The sequence below is a fragment of the Pseudomonas sp. SJZ079 genome (assembly GCF_007993865.1).
In the GTDB taxonomy this organism is placed as follows: domain Bacteria; phylum Pseudomonadota; class Gammaproteobacteria; order Pseudomonadales; family Pseudomonadaceae; genus Aquipseudomonas.
In genome coordinates, this window is record NZ_VIUH01000010.1 from 100,096 (window position 1) to 113,882 (window position 13,787).

11 protein-coding genes are annotated in these 13,787 nt (G+C 61.1%); 10 read left to right on the plus strand and 1 reads right to left on the minus strand.

What is annotated here, in order from left to right; genetic code table 11:
- Window positions 1-3: 3 nt before the first annotated feature.
- The 3 genes from acnD to prpD all read left to right on the plus strand — a co-directional run bounded on the left by acnD (window position 4) and on the right by prpD (window position 5,673).
- On the plus strand, window positions 4-2,613 hold the full coding sequence (acnD, locus tag FBY03_RS11475) for a Fe/S-dependent 2-methylisocitrate dehydratase AcnD (RefSeq protein ID WP_147172508.1): 2,610 nt from the start codon (window positions 4-6) through the stop codon (window positions 2,611-2,613).
- Between the two features lie 194 nt (window positions 2,614-2,807).
- Window positions 2,808-3,995: a 2-methylaconitate cis-trans isomerase PrpF gene (gene prpF, locus FBY03_RS11480; protein ID WP_147172463.1), complete on the plus strand. Its 1,188-nt coding sequence runs from the start codon at window positions 2,808-2,810 to the stop codon at window positions 3,993-3,995.
- Window positions 3,996-4,188: 193 nt separating this feature from the next.
- Window positions 4,189-5,673 (plus strand): 2-methylcitrate dehydratase, encoded by a 1,485-nt coding sequence (gene prpD, locus FBY03_RS11485; protein ID WP_147172464.1) that lies wholly within the window; start codon window positions 4,189-4,191, stop codon window positions 5,671-5,673.
- A gap of 94 nt (window positions 5,674-5,767) precedes the next feature.
- On the opposite strand, the gene FBY03_RS11490 is transcribed toward prpD, so the two are convergent.
- Window positions 5,768-6,586 carry a pyruvate, water dikinase regulatory protein gene (locus FBY03_RS11490; RefSeq protein WP_147172465.1) on the minus strand — a complete coding sequence of 273 codons (819 nt, stop codon included), beginning with the start codon at window positions 6,584-6,586 and terminating at the stop codon, window positions 5,768-5,770.
- Window positions 6,587-6,764: 178 nt separating this feature from the next.
- Here FBY03_RS11490 and ppsA point away from each other — a divergent pair, with 178 nt between their 5' ends.
- From ppsA to FBY03_RS11525, 7 genes are all read left to right on the plus strand, one after another.
- Window positions 6,765-9,137 carry a phosphoenolpyruvate synthase gene (ppsA, locus tag FBY03_RS11495; protein ID WP_147172466.1) on the plus strand — a complete coding sequence of 791 codons (2,373 nt, stop codon included), beginning with the start codon at window positions 6,765-6,767 and terminating at the stop codon, window positions 9,135-9,137.
- A gap of 139 nt (window positions 9,138-9,276) precedes the next feature.
- Window positions 9,277-10,296, plus strand: coding sequence for an alpha/beta fold hydrolase (locus FBY03_RS11500; RefSeq protein ID WP_147172467.1), 1,020 nt, complete (start codon window positions 9,277-9,279; stop codon window positions 10,294-10,296).
- Between the two features lie 51 nt (window positions 10,297-10,347).
- Window positions 10,348-10,647 carry a Rieske (2Fe-2S) protein gene (locus FBY03_RS11505; protein WP_147172468.1) on the plus strand — a complete coding sequence of 100 codons (300 nt, stop codon included), beginning with the start codon at window positions 10,348-10,350 and terminating at the stop codon, window positions 10,645-10,647.
- Window positions 10,648-10,682: 35 nt separating this feature from the next.
- Entirely contained in the window at window positions 10,683-11,171 is a 489-nt protein-coding gene (rraA, locus tag FBY03_RS11510) for a ribonuclease E activity regulator RraA (RefSeq protein ID WP_147172469.1), read from the plus strand.
- A 418-nt stretch (window positions 11,172-11,589) separates the two neighbouring features.
- The gene (locus tag FBY03_RS11515; RefSeq protein WP_147172470.1) at window positions 11,590-12,585 is read left to right on the plus strand and encodes a zinc transporter ZntB; all 996 of its coding nucleotides are present in this window, start codon (window positions 11,590-11,592) and stop codon (window positions 12,583-12,585) included.
- A gap of 53 nt (window positions 12,586-12,638) precedes the next feature.
- A complete protein-coding gene (locus FBY03_RS11520; RefSeq protein WP_025165795.1) occupies window positions 12,639-12,884 on the plus strand; it encodes a hypothetical protein in 246 nt (81 codons plus the stop codon).
- 1 nt (window position 12,885) lies between these two features.
- Window positions 12,886-13,710, plus strand: a complete 825-nt coding sequence (locus FBY03_RS11525; protein WP_147172471.1) for a mechanosensitive ion channel domain-containing protein — start codon at window positions 12,886-12,888, stop codon at window positions 13,708-13,710.
- The last annotated feature ends 77 nt before the right edge of the window (window positions 13,711-13,787 follow it).

Below are 13,787 nucleotides of genomic sequence, written 5' to 3' on the forward strand. Positions count from 1 at the left end.
AGCATAAACACTCAATACCGCAAGCACCTGGCCGGTACCTCGCTGGACTACTTCGACACCCGCGAGGCGGTCGATGCCATCGCCCCCGGTGCCTACGCCAAGCTGCCCTATACCTCCCGCGTGCTGGCCGAGCAACTGGTGCGCCGCTGCGAGCCGGACGCGCTGACCGATGCGCTCAAGCAGCTGATTGAGCGCAAGCGCGATCTGGACTTCCCCTGGTACCCGGCTCGCGTGGTCTGCCACGACATCCTCGGTCAGACCGCGCTGGTCGACCTGGCCGGCCTGCGCGACGCCATCGCCGAGAAGGGCGGTGATCCGTCCAAGGTCAACCCGGTGGTGCCGACCCAGCTGATCGTCGACCACTCGCTGGCCGTGGAAGCGGCGGGCTTCGATCCGGATGCCTTCGCCAAGAACCGCGCCATCGAAGACCGTCGCAACGAGGACCGCTTCCACTTCATCGAGTGGACCAAGACCGCGTTCAAGAACGTCGACGTGATCCCGGCCGGCAACGGCATCATGCACCAGATCAACCTGGAGAAAATGAGCCCGGTGATCCAGGCCCGCGACGGCGTGGCTTTCCCGGACACTTGCGTGGGTACCGACTCGCACACCCCGCACGTCGATGCCTTGGGCGTGATCGCCATCGGCGTCGGTGGCCTGGAAGCGGAAACAGTGATGTTGGGCCTGCCGTCGATGATGCGCCTGCCCGACATTGTCGGCGTCAGGCTGATCGGCAAGCGCCAGCCCGGCATCACCGCCACCGACATCGTGCTGGCCATCACCGAGTTCCTGCGCAAGGAGCGCGTGGTGGGTGCCTGGGTCGAGTTCTTCGGCGAGGGTGCCGACAGCCTGACCATCGGCGACCGCGCGACCATCTCCAATATGTGCCCGGAATACGGCGCCACCGCCTCGATGTTCTATATCGACCAGCAGACCATCGACTACCTCAAGCTCACCGGGCGCGAGCCGGAACAGGTAGCGCTGGTGGAAAACTACGCCAAGACCACCGGTCTGTGGGCCGATGCTCTGCTCACCGCCGAGTACGAGCGTGTGCTCGAATTCGACTTGTCCACCGTGGTGCGCAATATGGCGGGCCCGAGCAACCCGCATCGCCGTTTGCCGACCTCGGCGCTGCATGAGCGCGGTATTGCCGACGAAGGCAAGCTGGCGGCTGGCAAAATTGAAGAAAGTGAAGGCTTGATGCCCGACGGCGCGGTGATCATCGCCGCCATCACCAGCTGCACCAACACCTCCAACCCGCGCAACGTGGTCGCCGCTGGCCTGGTGGCGAAAAAGGCCAATGCCCTGGGTCTGGTGCGCAAGCCGTGGGTCAAGACCTCGTTTGCCCCGGGCTCCAAGGTCGCCAAGCTGTACCTGGAAGACGCCGGCTTGCTGTCGGAGCTGGAGCAGCTCGGCTTCGGTATCGTCGGTTACGCCTGCACCACGTGCAACGGCATGTCCGGCGCACTGGACCCGGTGATCCAGCAGGAAATCATCGACCGCGACCTGTACGCCACCGCGGTACTGTCCGGCAATCGCAACTTCGACGGGCGTATCCATCCCTACGCCAAGCAGGCCTTCCTGGCCTCGCCGCCGCTGGTGGTGGCTTACGCTATCGCCGGTACCGTGCGCTTCGACATCGAGCAGGATGTGTTGGGTGCCGACAAGGCCGGCAATCCCGTTACCCTGAAGGACCTGTGGCCTAGCGACGAGGAGATCGACGCGATTGTCGCAGCCAGCGTGAAGCCGGAGCAGTTCAAGCAGATCTACATCCCGATGTTCGATCTGGGCACGATTCAGGAAGCCGAAAGCCCGCTGTACGACTGGCGTCCGATGAGCACCTATATTCGCCGTCCACCTTACTGGGAAGGCGCCCTGGCCGGCGAGCGCTCCCTCAAGGGCATGCGCCCGCTGGCGATCCTGCCGGACAACATCACCACCGACCATCTGTCGCCGTCCAACGCCATCCTGCTGGACAGCGCCGCCGGTGAATACCTGCACCAGATGGGCTTGCCGGAGGAGGACTTCAACTCCTACGCGACTCATAGGGGTGACCATTTGACTGCGCAGCGTGCCACCTTCGCCAACCCGCAGTTGGTCAACGAAATGGCCGTGGTCGACGGCCAGGTGAAGAAAGGTTCGCTGGCCCGCGTCGAGCCGGAAGGCAAGGTCATGCGTATGTGGGAAGCGATCGAAACCTACATGAAGCGCAAGCAGAACCTGATCATCGTCGCCGGCGCCGATTACGGTCAGGGCTCGTCCCGTGACTGGGCAGCCAAGGGCGTGCGCCTGGCGGGTGTGGAAGTGATCGTGGCGGAAGGCTTCGAGCGCATTCACCGCACCAACCTGGTTGGCATGGGTGTGCTGCCGGTCGAGTTCAAACCGGGCACCACCAGGCTGACCCTCGGCCTCGACGGCACCGAGACCTATGACATCCAGGGCGAGTTGTCGCCGCGCGGCGAGCTGACCCTGGTCATCCAGCGCAAGAACGGCGAAGTGACCCGGGTGCCGGTGATCTGCCGCCTGGATACCGCCGCCGAAGTCAAGGTCTACAACGCTGGCGGCGTGCTGCAGCGCTTCGCTCAGGACTTCCTCGAAGGCGCCGTCGCCTGAACCCCTAGGGTGGACATGCCGAAGGCTTGTCCGCCGTTACGCCGTTGGCATGCCGCGGCACTGCGGTGGACAAGGTATTGCCATGTCCACCCTAGGGATTACGACAAAACTTGTAGCCCGGATGTAATCCGGGGATGACGTTGATCGGTTCGCCCCGGATTGCATCCGGGCTACTTTTTTTCAGGACAGCATCCATGACCCATTTGCCCCAAGTGAAAATCCCCGCCACCTATATCCGTGGCGGCACCAGCAAGGGCGTGTTCTTCCGTCTGCAGGACCTGCCCGAACGCTGCCAGCTACCGGGCGAGGCGCGTGACCAGCTGTTCATGCGCGTGATCGGCAGCCCCGATCCCTATGCGGCGCATATCGACGGCATGGGCGGGGCCACCTCCAGTACCAGCAAGTGCGTGATCCTGTCCAAGAGCAGCCAGCCCGCTCACGACGTGGACTACCTCTATGGCCAGGTCTCGATCGACAAGGCCTTCGTCGATTGGTCCGGCAACTGCGGCAATCTGTCCACCGCCGCCGGCGCCTTTGCCATCCATGCCGGGCTGGTCGATCCGGCGCGTATTCCGCAGGATGGCACCTGTGTGGTGCGCATCTGGCAGGCCAACATCAACAAGACCATCATCGCCCATGTGCCGGTGACCAATGGCCAGGTGCAGGAAACCGGTGACTTCGAGCTGGACGGGGTGACCTTTCCGGCTGCGGAGATCGTGCTGGAATTCCTCGATCCGTCCGATGACGGCGAGGAGGGCGGTTCGATGTTCCCCACCGGCAACCTGGTCGACGATCTCGAGGTGCCCGGCATCGGCACCCTCAAGGCGACCATGATCAGCGCCGGCATCCCGACCGTGTTCGTCAATGCCGAGGACATCGGTTATGCGGGCACCGAATTGCGCGAGCAGATCAACGGCAATCCCGAGGCCCTGGCCCGCTTCGAGGCCATCCGGGTCGCTGGCGCCCTGCGCATGGGCTTGATCAAGACGCCCGAGGAGGCGGCCACCCGCCAGCACACACCGAAGATCGCCTTCGTCACGGGGGCCAAGGACTACGTCGCCTCCAGCGGCAAGACGATCGCCGCCGACGAAGTGGACTTGCTGGTGCGCGCGCTGTCCATGGGTAAGCTGCACCACGCCATGATGGGCACGGCTGCGGTGGCCATCGGCGCAGCTGCCGCGATTCCCGGCACGCTGGTGAATCTTGCCGCTGGCGGCATTGCGCGTAATGCGGTGCGTTTCGGTCACCCCTCCGGCACCCTGCGCGTGGGCGCCGAGGCCAGCCAGGTCAACGGCGAGTGGACGGTGACCAAGGCGATCATGAGCCGCAGCGCGCGGGTGCTGATGGAAGGCTGGGTGCGCGTGCCGGACGATGCGTTCTGAGCCTGACTGCTTGTTCGCCGCACCGGGCAATGCCCGCGCAAGTGGGCAGTGCCATCTTGGCGTCGTGAAAGCCTGTAGGAGCACGGCATGCGTGCGATTCGCTGGCATGGCCCACTCCTAGACTGGATACGAGGCCACGAAAGAAGCATGCCGTGACCAGTCCCATCAACCTGCCATCCAGGGAGATCGAAGCATGAGCGCCAATGTCGACCCGAACACCCGACCAGACTATGACCAGGTCCTGCAGGACATCGCCGACTACGTCCTGGGCTACCGGGTCGAGTCCACCGAGGCCCTGGACACTGCCCGCAACTGCCTGATGGATAGCCTCGGCTGTGGCCTGTTGGCGCTGCGTTTTCCCGAGTGCACCAAGCACCTGGGACCCATAGTTGAAGGCACTGTCGTGCCGCATGGCGCACGGGTGCCCGGTACGTCCTGGCGTCTCGATCCGCTCAAGGCGGCCTGGGACATCGGTTGCATCGTCCGTTGGCTGGACTACAACGACACCTGGTTGGCGGCTGAATGGGGGCATCCGTCGGACAACCTGGGAGGCATCCTCGCGGTAGCCGACCACCTGTCACAGAAGCGTCTGGCCCAGGGGGAAGTGCCGTTGCTCATGCGCGCGGTGCTCGAGGCGATGATCATGGCTCACGAGATCCAGGGGGTGTTCGGCTTGGAAAACGCCTTCAATCGGGTCGGCCTGGATCACGTCATGCTGGTGAAGGTCGCGTCCACCGCGGTCTGTGCCAAGCTGATGGGCGCCAACCGCGAGCAGCTGTTGTCGGCGCTGTCGCATGCCTTCGTCGACGGTCAGGCGCTACGCACCTACCGCCACGCGCCGAACGCCGGCTCGCGTAAGTCCTGGGCCGCCGGCGATGCTTCGAGCCGTGGTGTGCGTTTGGCCGACATCGCCCTGCGTGGCGAGATGGGCATCCCCGCTGTATTGACCGCGCCGCAGTGGGGCTTCTATGACGTGTTGTTCAGCCACACTAACAAGGATCTGGCGCTGAAACCGGACGGCCAGCGCCAGTTCAGCTTCCCGCAGGGCTTTGCCAGCTACGTGATGGAGAACGTGCTGTTCAAGATCAGCTTTCCGGCCGAATTCCACGCGCAGACTGCCTGTGAGGCGGCTGTGACCCTGCATCCGCAGGTCAAGGGGCGCCTGCACGAGATCGCCAAGATCGTCATCACCACCCAGGAGTCGGCAATTCGTATTATTTCCAAGCTCGGTAAGCTGGCCAATCCGGCCGATCGCGATCACTGCATCCAGTACATGGTCGCGGTACCGCTGGCATTCGGTAACCTGGTTGCCGAGCAATACGAAGACGACTTCCACGCCGCCCACCCGATCATCGACGAGCTGCGCGCGAAGATGCAGGTCGTCGAAGACCCGCGTTACAGCCGCGAGTACCTGGAAGCCGACAAGCGTTCGATTGCCAACGCCATTCAAGTGTTCTTCAAGGATGGTTCGAGTACCGAGCAGGTCGCGGTCGAGTACCCGGTTGGCCACCGTCGGCGTCGCGCCGAGGGCATCCCGCTGCTTGAAGACAAGTTCAAGGCCAACCTGGCGACCCGCTTCACTGGCCAGCGCAGTGCCGAGATATTCGCGCTGTGCAAGGATCAAGCGCGGCTGGAAGCCACGCCGGTCAACCGTTTCATGGAGATGTGGATGATCTGAGCGCAGGTGAGAAATGCCTCTCAATCCTCATCCGGGGTGGCTTGAGGTCAATAGCAAACCGCTGTAAGCGGTTTGCTATTTTAGGACTGTAGGCTTACTTCAAGCGCCGCTCGACGCCTTTCTCCACCAGGATCTTCGCGGAGATTTCCTCCACCGAGAAGTGCGTGGAATTGATCGAGGTGATGTTCTCGCGGCGGAACAGGCTTTCCACTTCGCGCACCTCGAACTCACACTGCGCATAGCTGGCGTAGCGGCTGTTGGGTTTGCGCTCGTTGCGGATCGCAGTCAGGCGATCCGGGTCGATGGTCAGGCCGAACAGCTTGTCTTTGTATTTCTTCAGCGCGGCCGGTAGTTGCAGGCGCTCCATGTCGTCTTCGGTCAAAGGGTAGTTGGCCGCGCGGATACCGTATTGCATGGCCATATACAGGCAGGTCGGCGTCTTGCCGCAGCGCGAGACGCCGACCAGGATCAAGTCGGCCTTGTCGTAGTAATGGGTGCGCGCGCCGTCGTCGTTGTCCAGGGCGAAGTTGACCGCCTCGATTCGCTCCATGTAATTGGAGTTGTGCCCAATAGAGTGGGATTTGCCCACCGAATAGGACGAGTGCGAGCTTAGCTCCTGTTCCAGGGGGGAAAGGAAGGAGGAAAATATGTCGATCATGAAACCGTCGGACTCGGCGAGGATCTCACGAATGTCCTGATTGACGATGGTGTCGAAGATGATCGGTCGCGCGCCGTCTTTCTCGGCAGAGCTATTGATTTGTTGTACCATTGCGCGCGCTTTTTCCACGCTATCGATGTAGGGTCGCGTGAGTTTGGTAAAGTTGATAGTTTCGAACTGCGCCAACAGGCTTTGACCCAGGGTTTCGGCCGTGATGCCGGTGCCGTCGGAGATAAAAAAAGCGGTTCGTTTCATTTGCGCCATGGGCCTTAAGCTGAGGACGATTCTTGGCTATCATGGGCCCGATTTTGCAGGCCCTAACTAGGCGGCATTGTTACTTATTTTCCAGGGCCCGGCCACAGGCGTGCGGATTCGCTCCGCCGAACCTTCCCAGCCCCTTGAGCTTTTCCAACACCTTAGTGGAGAGATCACCTTGGTAGAGTACGTAGTTTCCCTCGATAAGCTCGGCGTCCACGATGTTGAGCATGTAGGGGGCAAAAACGCCTCCCTGGGCGAGATGATTAGCAACCTTGCAGGCGCCGGCGTCTCGGTTCCTGGCGGTTTCGCCACTACTGCGCAGGCTTACCGGGACTTCCTCGAGCAGAGCGGCCTGAACGCGCAGATCCATGCAGCGCTCGATGCGCTGGATGTCGATGACGTCAATGCGCTGGCCAAAACAGGTGCGCAGATCCGTCAGTGGGTGATGGATGCCCCGTTTCCGGAGCGTTTGAACGCGGAAATCCGCGAAGCCTTCGCCGCCATGGCCGATGGCAACGACAACATGGCGGTCGCCGTGCGCTCTTCGGCCACTGCCGAAGACCTGCCGGACGCGTCCTTTGCCGGCCAGCAGGAAACCTTCCTGAACATCCGTGGCGTGGACAATGTCATTCGCGCGGCTAAAGAGGTGTTCGCCTCGCTGTTCAACGATCGCGCCATTTCCTACCGCGTGCACCAGGGCTTCGACCACAAGCTGGTGGCCCTGTCTGCCGGTGTGCAGCGCATGGTGCGTTCGGAAACCGGTACCGCCGGGGTGATGTTCACCCTCGATACCGAATCGGGCTTCCGCGACGTGGTATTCATTACCGGTGCCTATGGCCTCGGTGAGACCGTGGTTCAGGGTGCGGTGAACCCGGACGAATTTTACGTCCACAAGCACACGCTGGAAGCCGGTCGTCCGGCCATCCTGCGTCGTAACCTGGGCAGCAAAGCGATCAAGATGATCTACGGTGACGAAGCCAAGGCCGGTAAGTCGGTCAAGGTCGTCGACGTTGAGCGCGCCGAGCGCGCGCGTTTCTGCCTGAGTGACGCCGAAGTCAGCGAGTTGGCCAAGCAGGCGATGATCATCGAGAAGCACTACAAGTGCCCGATGGATATCGAATGGGCTAAAGACGGCGATGACGGCAAGCTGTACATCGTCCAGGCTCGTCCGGAAACCGTGAAGAGCCGCGCGAACGCCACGGTGATGGAGCGTTACTTGCTCAAGGAAACCGGCACCGTGCTGGTGGAAGGACGCGCTATTGGTCAGAAGATCGGCGCCGGCAAGGTGCGGGTGATCAACGACGTCTCCGAAATGGATAAGGTCCAGCCCGGCGACGTGCTGGTTTCCGACATGACTGACCCGGACTGGGAGCCGGTCATGAAGCGCGCCAGCGCCATCGTCACCAACCGCGGCGGGCGCACCTGTCACGCGGCGATCATCGCCCGCGAGCTGGGTGTTCCGGCGGTGGTCGGTTGCGGCAATGCCACTCAGATGCTGAAAGATGGCCAGGGCGTGACTGTGTCCTGCGCCGAAGGCGACACCGGTTTCATCTTCGAAGGCGAACTGGGCTTCGACGTACGTAAGAACTCGGTCGATGCCATGCCGGAATTGCCGTTCAAGATCATGATGAACGTCGGCAACCCGGACCGTGCCTTTGACTTCGCCCAGCTGCCGAATGCTGGGGTGGGCCTGGCGCGGCTGGAGTTCATCATCAACCGCATGATCGGTGTGCACCCGAAAGCGCTGCTGAACTTCGCCGGCTTGCCGGCCGAGATCAAGGACAGTGTGGAGAAGCGCATTGCCGGTTACGACGATCCGGTCAATTTCTATGTCGAGAAGCTGGTCGAGGGAATCAGTACCCTGGCGGCGGCCTTCTGGCCGAAGAAAGTCATCGTGCGCCTGTCCGACTTCAAGTCCAACGAGTATGCCAACCTGATCGGCGGCAAGCTCTACGAGCCGGAAGAAGAGAACCCCATGCTCGGCTTCCGCGGGGCTTCGCGCTACATCAGCGAGTCGTTCCGTGACTGCTTCGAACTGGAGTGCCGCGCACTGAAGAAGGTGCGTAACGAGATGGGCCTGACCAATGTCGAGATCATGGTGCCGTTCGTGCGTACGCTCGGCGAAGCCAGCCAGGTCATCGAGTTATTGGCCAACAACGGCCTGGCGCGCGGTAAGGATGGTCTGAAGATCATCATGATGTGCGAGTTGCCGTCCAACGCGATCCTCGCCGAGGAATTCCTCGAATACTTCGATGGTTTCTCGATCGGCTCCAACGACCTGACTCAGCTCACCCTGGGACTGGATCGTGACTCCGGTATCGTCGCCCACTTGTTCGATGAGCGTAATCCGGCGGTGAAGAAGCTGCTGGCCAATGCCATTCAGGCGTGTAACAAGGCGGGTAAGTACATTGGTATCTGTGGCCAGGGGCCGTCGGATCACCCGGATCTGGCCAAGTGGCTGATGGAACAGGGCATCGAAAGCGTGTCGTTGAACCCCGACTCGGTGCTCGATACCTGGTTCTTCCTGGCGGAAGCTCAGCCTGCCTGACCGACCGTTAACCTATTGATCGAGGGCGGGTTATCCCGCCCTTTTTTGTGGCTTGCCATCCATGGCAGCCACCCTTCGGGCCGTCGCTAGGCGACGTGAAAAATTGCTCCCGGCAATTTTTTGTACCAGAGCGAAGAAGATGCAAAGCAGCAGTGAGCTTTTTCCCGTCGCCTTGATCAGCGCGGAGTTTCGTGGCGATCTGAGTGAAGACGTCTATCGTCTGAAGCCAGGTAATAGCCCAGATTTCAGCGTGGAGCTGGCATTGACCCGTCTCGGGCGCGCCGGTCACGCGGACGAGCGCGGCGTGCCGGTTATTTTGTTGCCCGGCAGCTTTTCCAATCGGCGTTTCTGGTATTCGCCCAAGGGCATTGGTCTCGGGCCATACCTGGCGCGTGCCGGGTTCGATGTGTGGATCGCGGAAATGCGCGGACATGGTTTATCGCCGCGCAACCAGGCGTATAAGCACAATCGCGTCAGCGATTATGTGCGCTATGACTTGCCGGCCATTGCCGATTTCGTCCACGAGCAAAACCCGCAGCCGGCCCACTGGCTGGGGCATTCATTGGGTGGCATCACCTTGGCCGGTGCGCTTGGTGGGCACTACCTGGATCAGCGCAGGGTGGGGTCGGCGACTCTGTTCGGCAGTCAGGTCAGTCGGGTGTACTGGCCGCTGAAGGTGCCGCCGGTGGAGTGGGGCGGGCGCTTGTTGCTTAAGCGTTTCACCGTATTGTCCGGTTCGCGGCTCAAGCGCGGGCCGGAAGATGAGCCCATCGGTCTGGCGCTGGAAAGCCTGCGCTGGCATGGTCTGTTCGGCCGCTTTGGCGACGCAGAGCGTGATTGGTGGCGCGGTTTGGCCGAGGTGCGGGTGCCGGTCATGGCGGTCAGTGCGGTGGGCGATACGCAGGACCCGGCCTGGGCGTGCCGCAAGTTGCTCGATCAGTTCGGCTCTGCCACACGCGAGTTCCTCTGTCTGGGCAAGAAAAACGGCTTTTCCAGTGATTTCGGGCATGTGGAGATGCTGGTCAGCAAAGAGGCGCAGCGTGAAGTCTGGCCACTGGCGGAGCAGTGGCTGCGCAAGGCGCCGCTACTGGCCGCTGAGTCTGAAGTAGGCAGCTTCGAACAGGGTCCTGGCATTCCGTCAGAGCGGTCATCCAGTTAAGATGTGACGCAAGGCAGGTTTGCAGTCATTCCCTGCTGCTGCGGAGGTGAGATGTTCATTGCTCTGGAGCGGTTGCTGAACCTGGAGGAAGGCTACCGGCAGGTCTTCCAGGTGCAGGGGCGTGATGTGCTGTTGATGGTGGTCGAGGGGCGCACGCTGCTGCTGGAGAACCATTGTCCACATCAGGGGGCGTCCTTGCACAATGCCACGCTCGTCGGAGGTGTGCTGCGTTGCGCGCGCCACGGCGTAGAGTTCGATCTGATAACCGGACGTGCGTTGAATGCCGGCTGTGCCGACCTCGTGCAGCTGCCTTTGGCTTACGAGGGTGATCGTGTCGGAGTCGACCTGTGAAATCTTGTTTTCAACGTTAGAAAAGGAGCTTTGCCATGCACTACATCACCCCTGATCTGTGTGACGCCTACCCTGAGCTGGTGCAGGTCGTTGAGCCGATGTTCAGCAATTTCGGTGGCCGCGACTCCTTCGGTGGCGAGATCGTCACGATCAAGTGCTTCGAGGACAACTCACGGGTCAAGGAGCAGGTCGAGCAGCCTGGTAAAGGCAAGGTGATGGTGGTCGATGGTGGTGCCTCGATGCGTTGCGCCCTGCTCGGTGACATGCTCGCCGAAAAGGCGGCAAAGAATGGCTGGGAAGGCATCGTGGTCTATGGCTGTGTGCGCGATGTCGACGTGCTTGCGCAGACCGATCTTGGGGTGCAGGCACTGGCCAGTCATCCGATGAAGACCGACAAGCGCGGTATCGGTGACCTTGATGTGGCTGTGACCTTCGCTGGTGTGACTTTTCGCCCGGGCGAATATGTCTATGCCGACAATAACGGCATCATCGTTTCACCCACTGCGCTAAAAATGCCTGAGTAAGCAAGACGCCTGATGTCGCCTGGAAGCGGTCGGTCGAGAACGGCTAGGAGCCTGTCGGACTTGACCGTCCGTAGCGGGGGAAAGTCCGGTTTGCGTCGTTTGCTGATCTTTCGCGGCGAATAGCCAGCTATTTAACGAGAAAGATCAGCATAAATGGGTAATTCTGGCTTTTTTCGCAGTAGGGCAGCGTTCAGTCCACCAGGACTCCTGGATCTGCCTGCAGACGTCAATCTACTCAGCGCGTGAACACCCTCGGCAAGGTGTTTCTCTGTACCAACTCTCCTGACGATGCAGCCCGCTATAGGTGCCGTGCTTTTGCTCTGGCGCAAGCTGGCGCTGACATGTCGCCGATACACAGTATTGAGTGCTATTTCCGCTGGTGCTGCGCGCCGGTGACTTTTTCAGATAGGGGGCGAACGTGGTTGAGGAGCGCAACGCGGAACAGGGGCTGGTGCATGCCTTCGTTCTGGATGGTCAAGGCGGTGCTAGAGCGGTCACCCGAGAGCAGCTGGGCGACCTTGAGCTGGCCGAGTCGGAAAGCCTGTGGCTGCACTGGGATCGAAGTCATCTCGAGACTCAGGCTTGGCTGCGCCATGAGAGCGGCCTGAGTGAGTTCGCCTGCGACTTGCTGCTCGAGGAAAACACCCGGCCGCGCATGTTGCCTCTGCCCAATCATGAGTTGTTGCTGTTCCTGCGCGGCGTCAATCTCAATCCAGGGGCCGAGCCCGAGGACATGGTCTCGGTGCGCATTTTTGCCGATGCGCGCCGGGTCATTTCCTTGCGCTTGCGGCCGCTGCGTGCGAGCGAGGATCTGATCCGCGACCTGCAGGCAGGCCGGGGGCCGAAAACCTCTTCCGAACTGATCCTGAGCTTGGCCGATTACCTGACCGATAAGGTCGATGCCCTGGTCAACGAGCTATCCGATCAGGTCGATGAGCAGGAAGAGCAGATAGATGCCGATGAGCGCCTGTTGCCGGATCATGATCTGTTGCTGCAGATGCGCCGACGTGCGGCCAGCTTGCGCCGTTTCCTGGCGCCGCAGCGTGATATCTATGCGCAACTGACGCGCAACCAGCAACCCTGGTTCGTGGCGGACGATAGCGATTACTGGAACGAACTGAACAACCGCCTGACCCGTTATCTGGAGGAGTTGGAACTCAGCCGCGAGCGGGTCAGCCTGGTGCTGGATGCCGAGAATCGGCGTATGGACGAGCGGATGAATCGCATCATGTACCGCTTCAGCATCATCACCATGGTGTTTCTGCCCATGAGTTTCCTCACCGGCCTGCTGGGTATCAACGTCGGCGGCATGCCGGGGGCGGATAGCTCTTTAGGCTTCCTCTTCGCGTGCCTGATCATGTTCGTCATCGGCCTCGGTCAGTGGTGGCTGTTCCGCCGTTGGCGCTGGCTCTGATGTGACTATTCGGCAATCCATCTCGTCTAGCGACACATGCTGTGAGGAGTGTTATGCACGATCCCTTTGAAGAATCCCTGCGCGATTTGCTCAAATCGCCGTCGTCGACTCATGACGACGACGCGTGTTTGCATCGCGTATTGAAAACCGCCAACCGCCAAGTCGGTGCCGGCGATCTGTTCGGTTTGATGGGGCATTGGCTCGGCGCGCTGATGATTGCTCTAAATAACGGCTCGGCGCACGTTTCGCCGGTTTCTCGCCGGCATCCTTCTGTACGCTCTACTGATAAGGCTGACTGAAATGGAACTCGATCCCTGGACTCAAAGCCTGATTGCCGCGATGACTGCGCTCTGGACTAAGGTCGCTGGCTTTATTCCAAACCTGTTCGTGGCGCTGATCCTGGTGCTGCTCGGTTTTGTCGTGGCCAAACTGCTCGATACGCTGCTGTCCAAGCTGCTTGGCAAGGTCGGCCTGGATCGACTCATGGCCGGTACCGGCCTGACCAAGCTGCTCAGTCGAGCGGGTATCCAGGTGCCGGTATCGACCCTGATCGGCAAGATCATCTATTGGTTCGTACTGCTTGTTTTTCTGGTGTCGGCGGCCGAGTCGCTGGGTCTGGAGCGGGTTTCCGCAACGCTCGACGTGCTCGCCCTGTATCTGCCTAAGGTCTTTGGCGCTGCCCTGGTGTTGCTCGCCGGGGTGCTCTTGGCTCATCTGCTCAGCGGCTTAGTACGCGGTGCGGCGGAGGGCGTCGGGCTCGACTACGCCCACGGTCTGGGGCGCATCGCTCAAGTCCTGATAATTATCATCAGCATTTCGGTGGCCATCGGCCAGCTTGAAGTCAAGACCGATCTGTTGAACAACGTCATCGGCATCGTGTTGATTTCGGTGGGTTTGGCTGTGGCGCTCGCGTTGGGGTTGGGCAGCCGGGAAATCGCCGGACAGATTCTGGCCGGTATCTATGTACGTGAGCTGTATCAAGTCGGGCAACAAGTTCAGGTTGGCGATGTCGAAGGGCAGATCGAGGAGATTGGCACGGTCAAGACGACCCTGTTGACCGATGCAGGCGAGTTGGTCTCTGTGGCCAATCGGACCTTGCTCGAGCAGCGGGTAAGCAGTCGCTAACGCGCCATTCCTGCTAATGTATGCCGCCGACCCAGCTGCCTGATTCGTCAGGCGCTGGCGGACTGTGTTTTGACTGC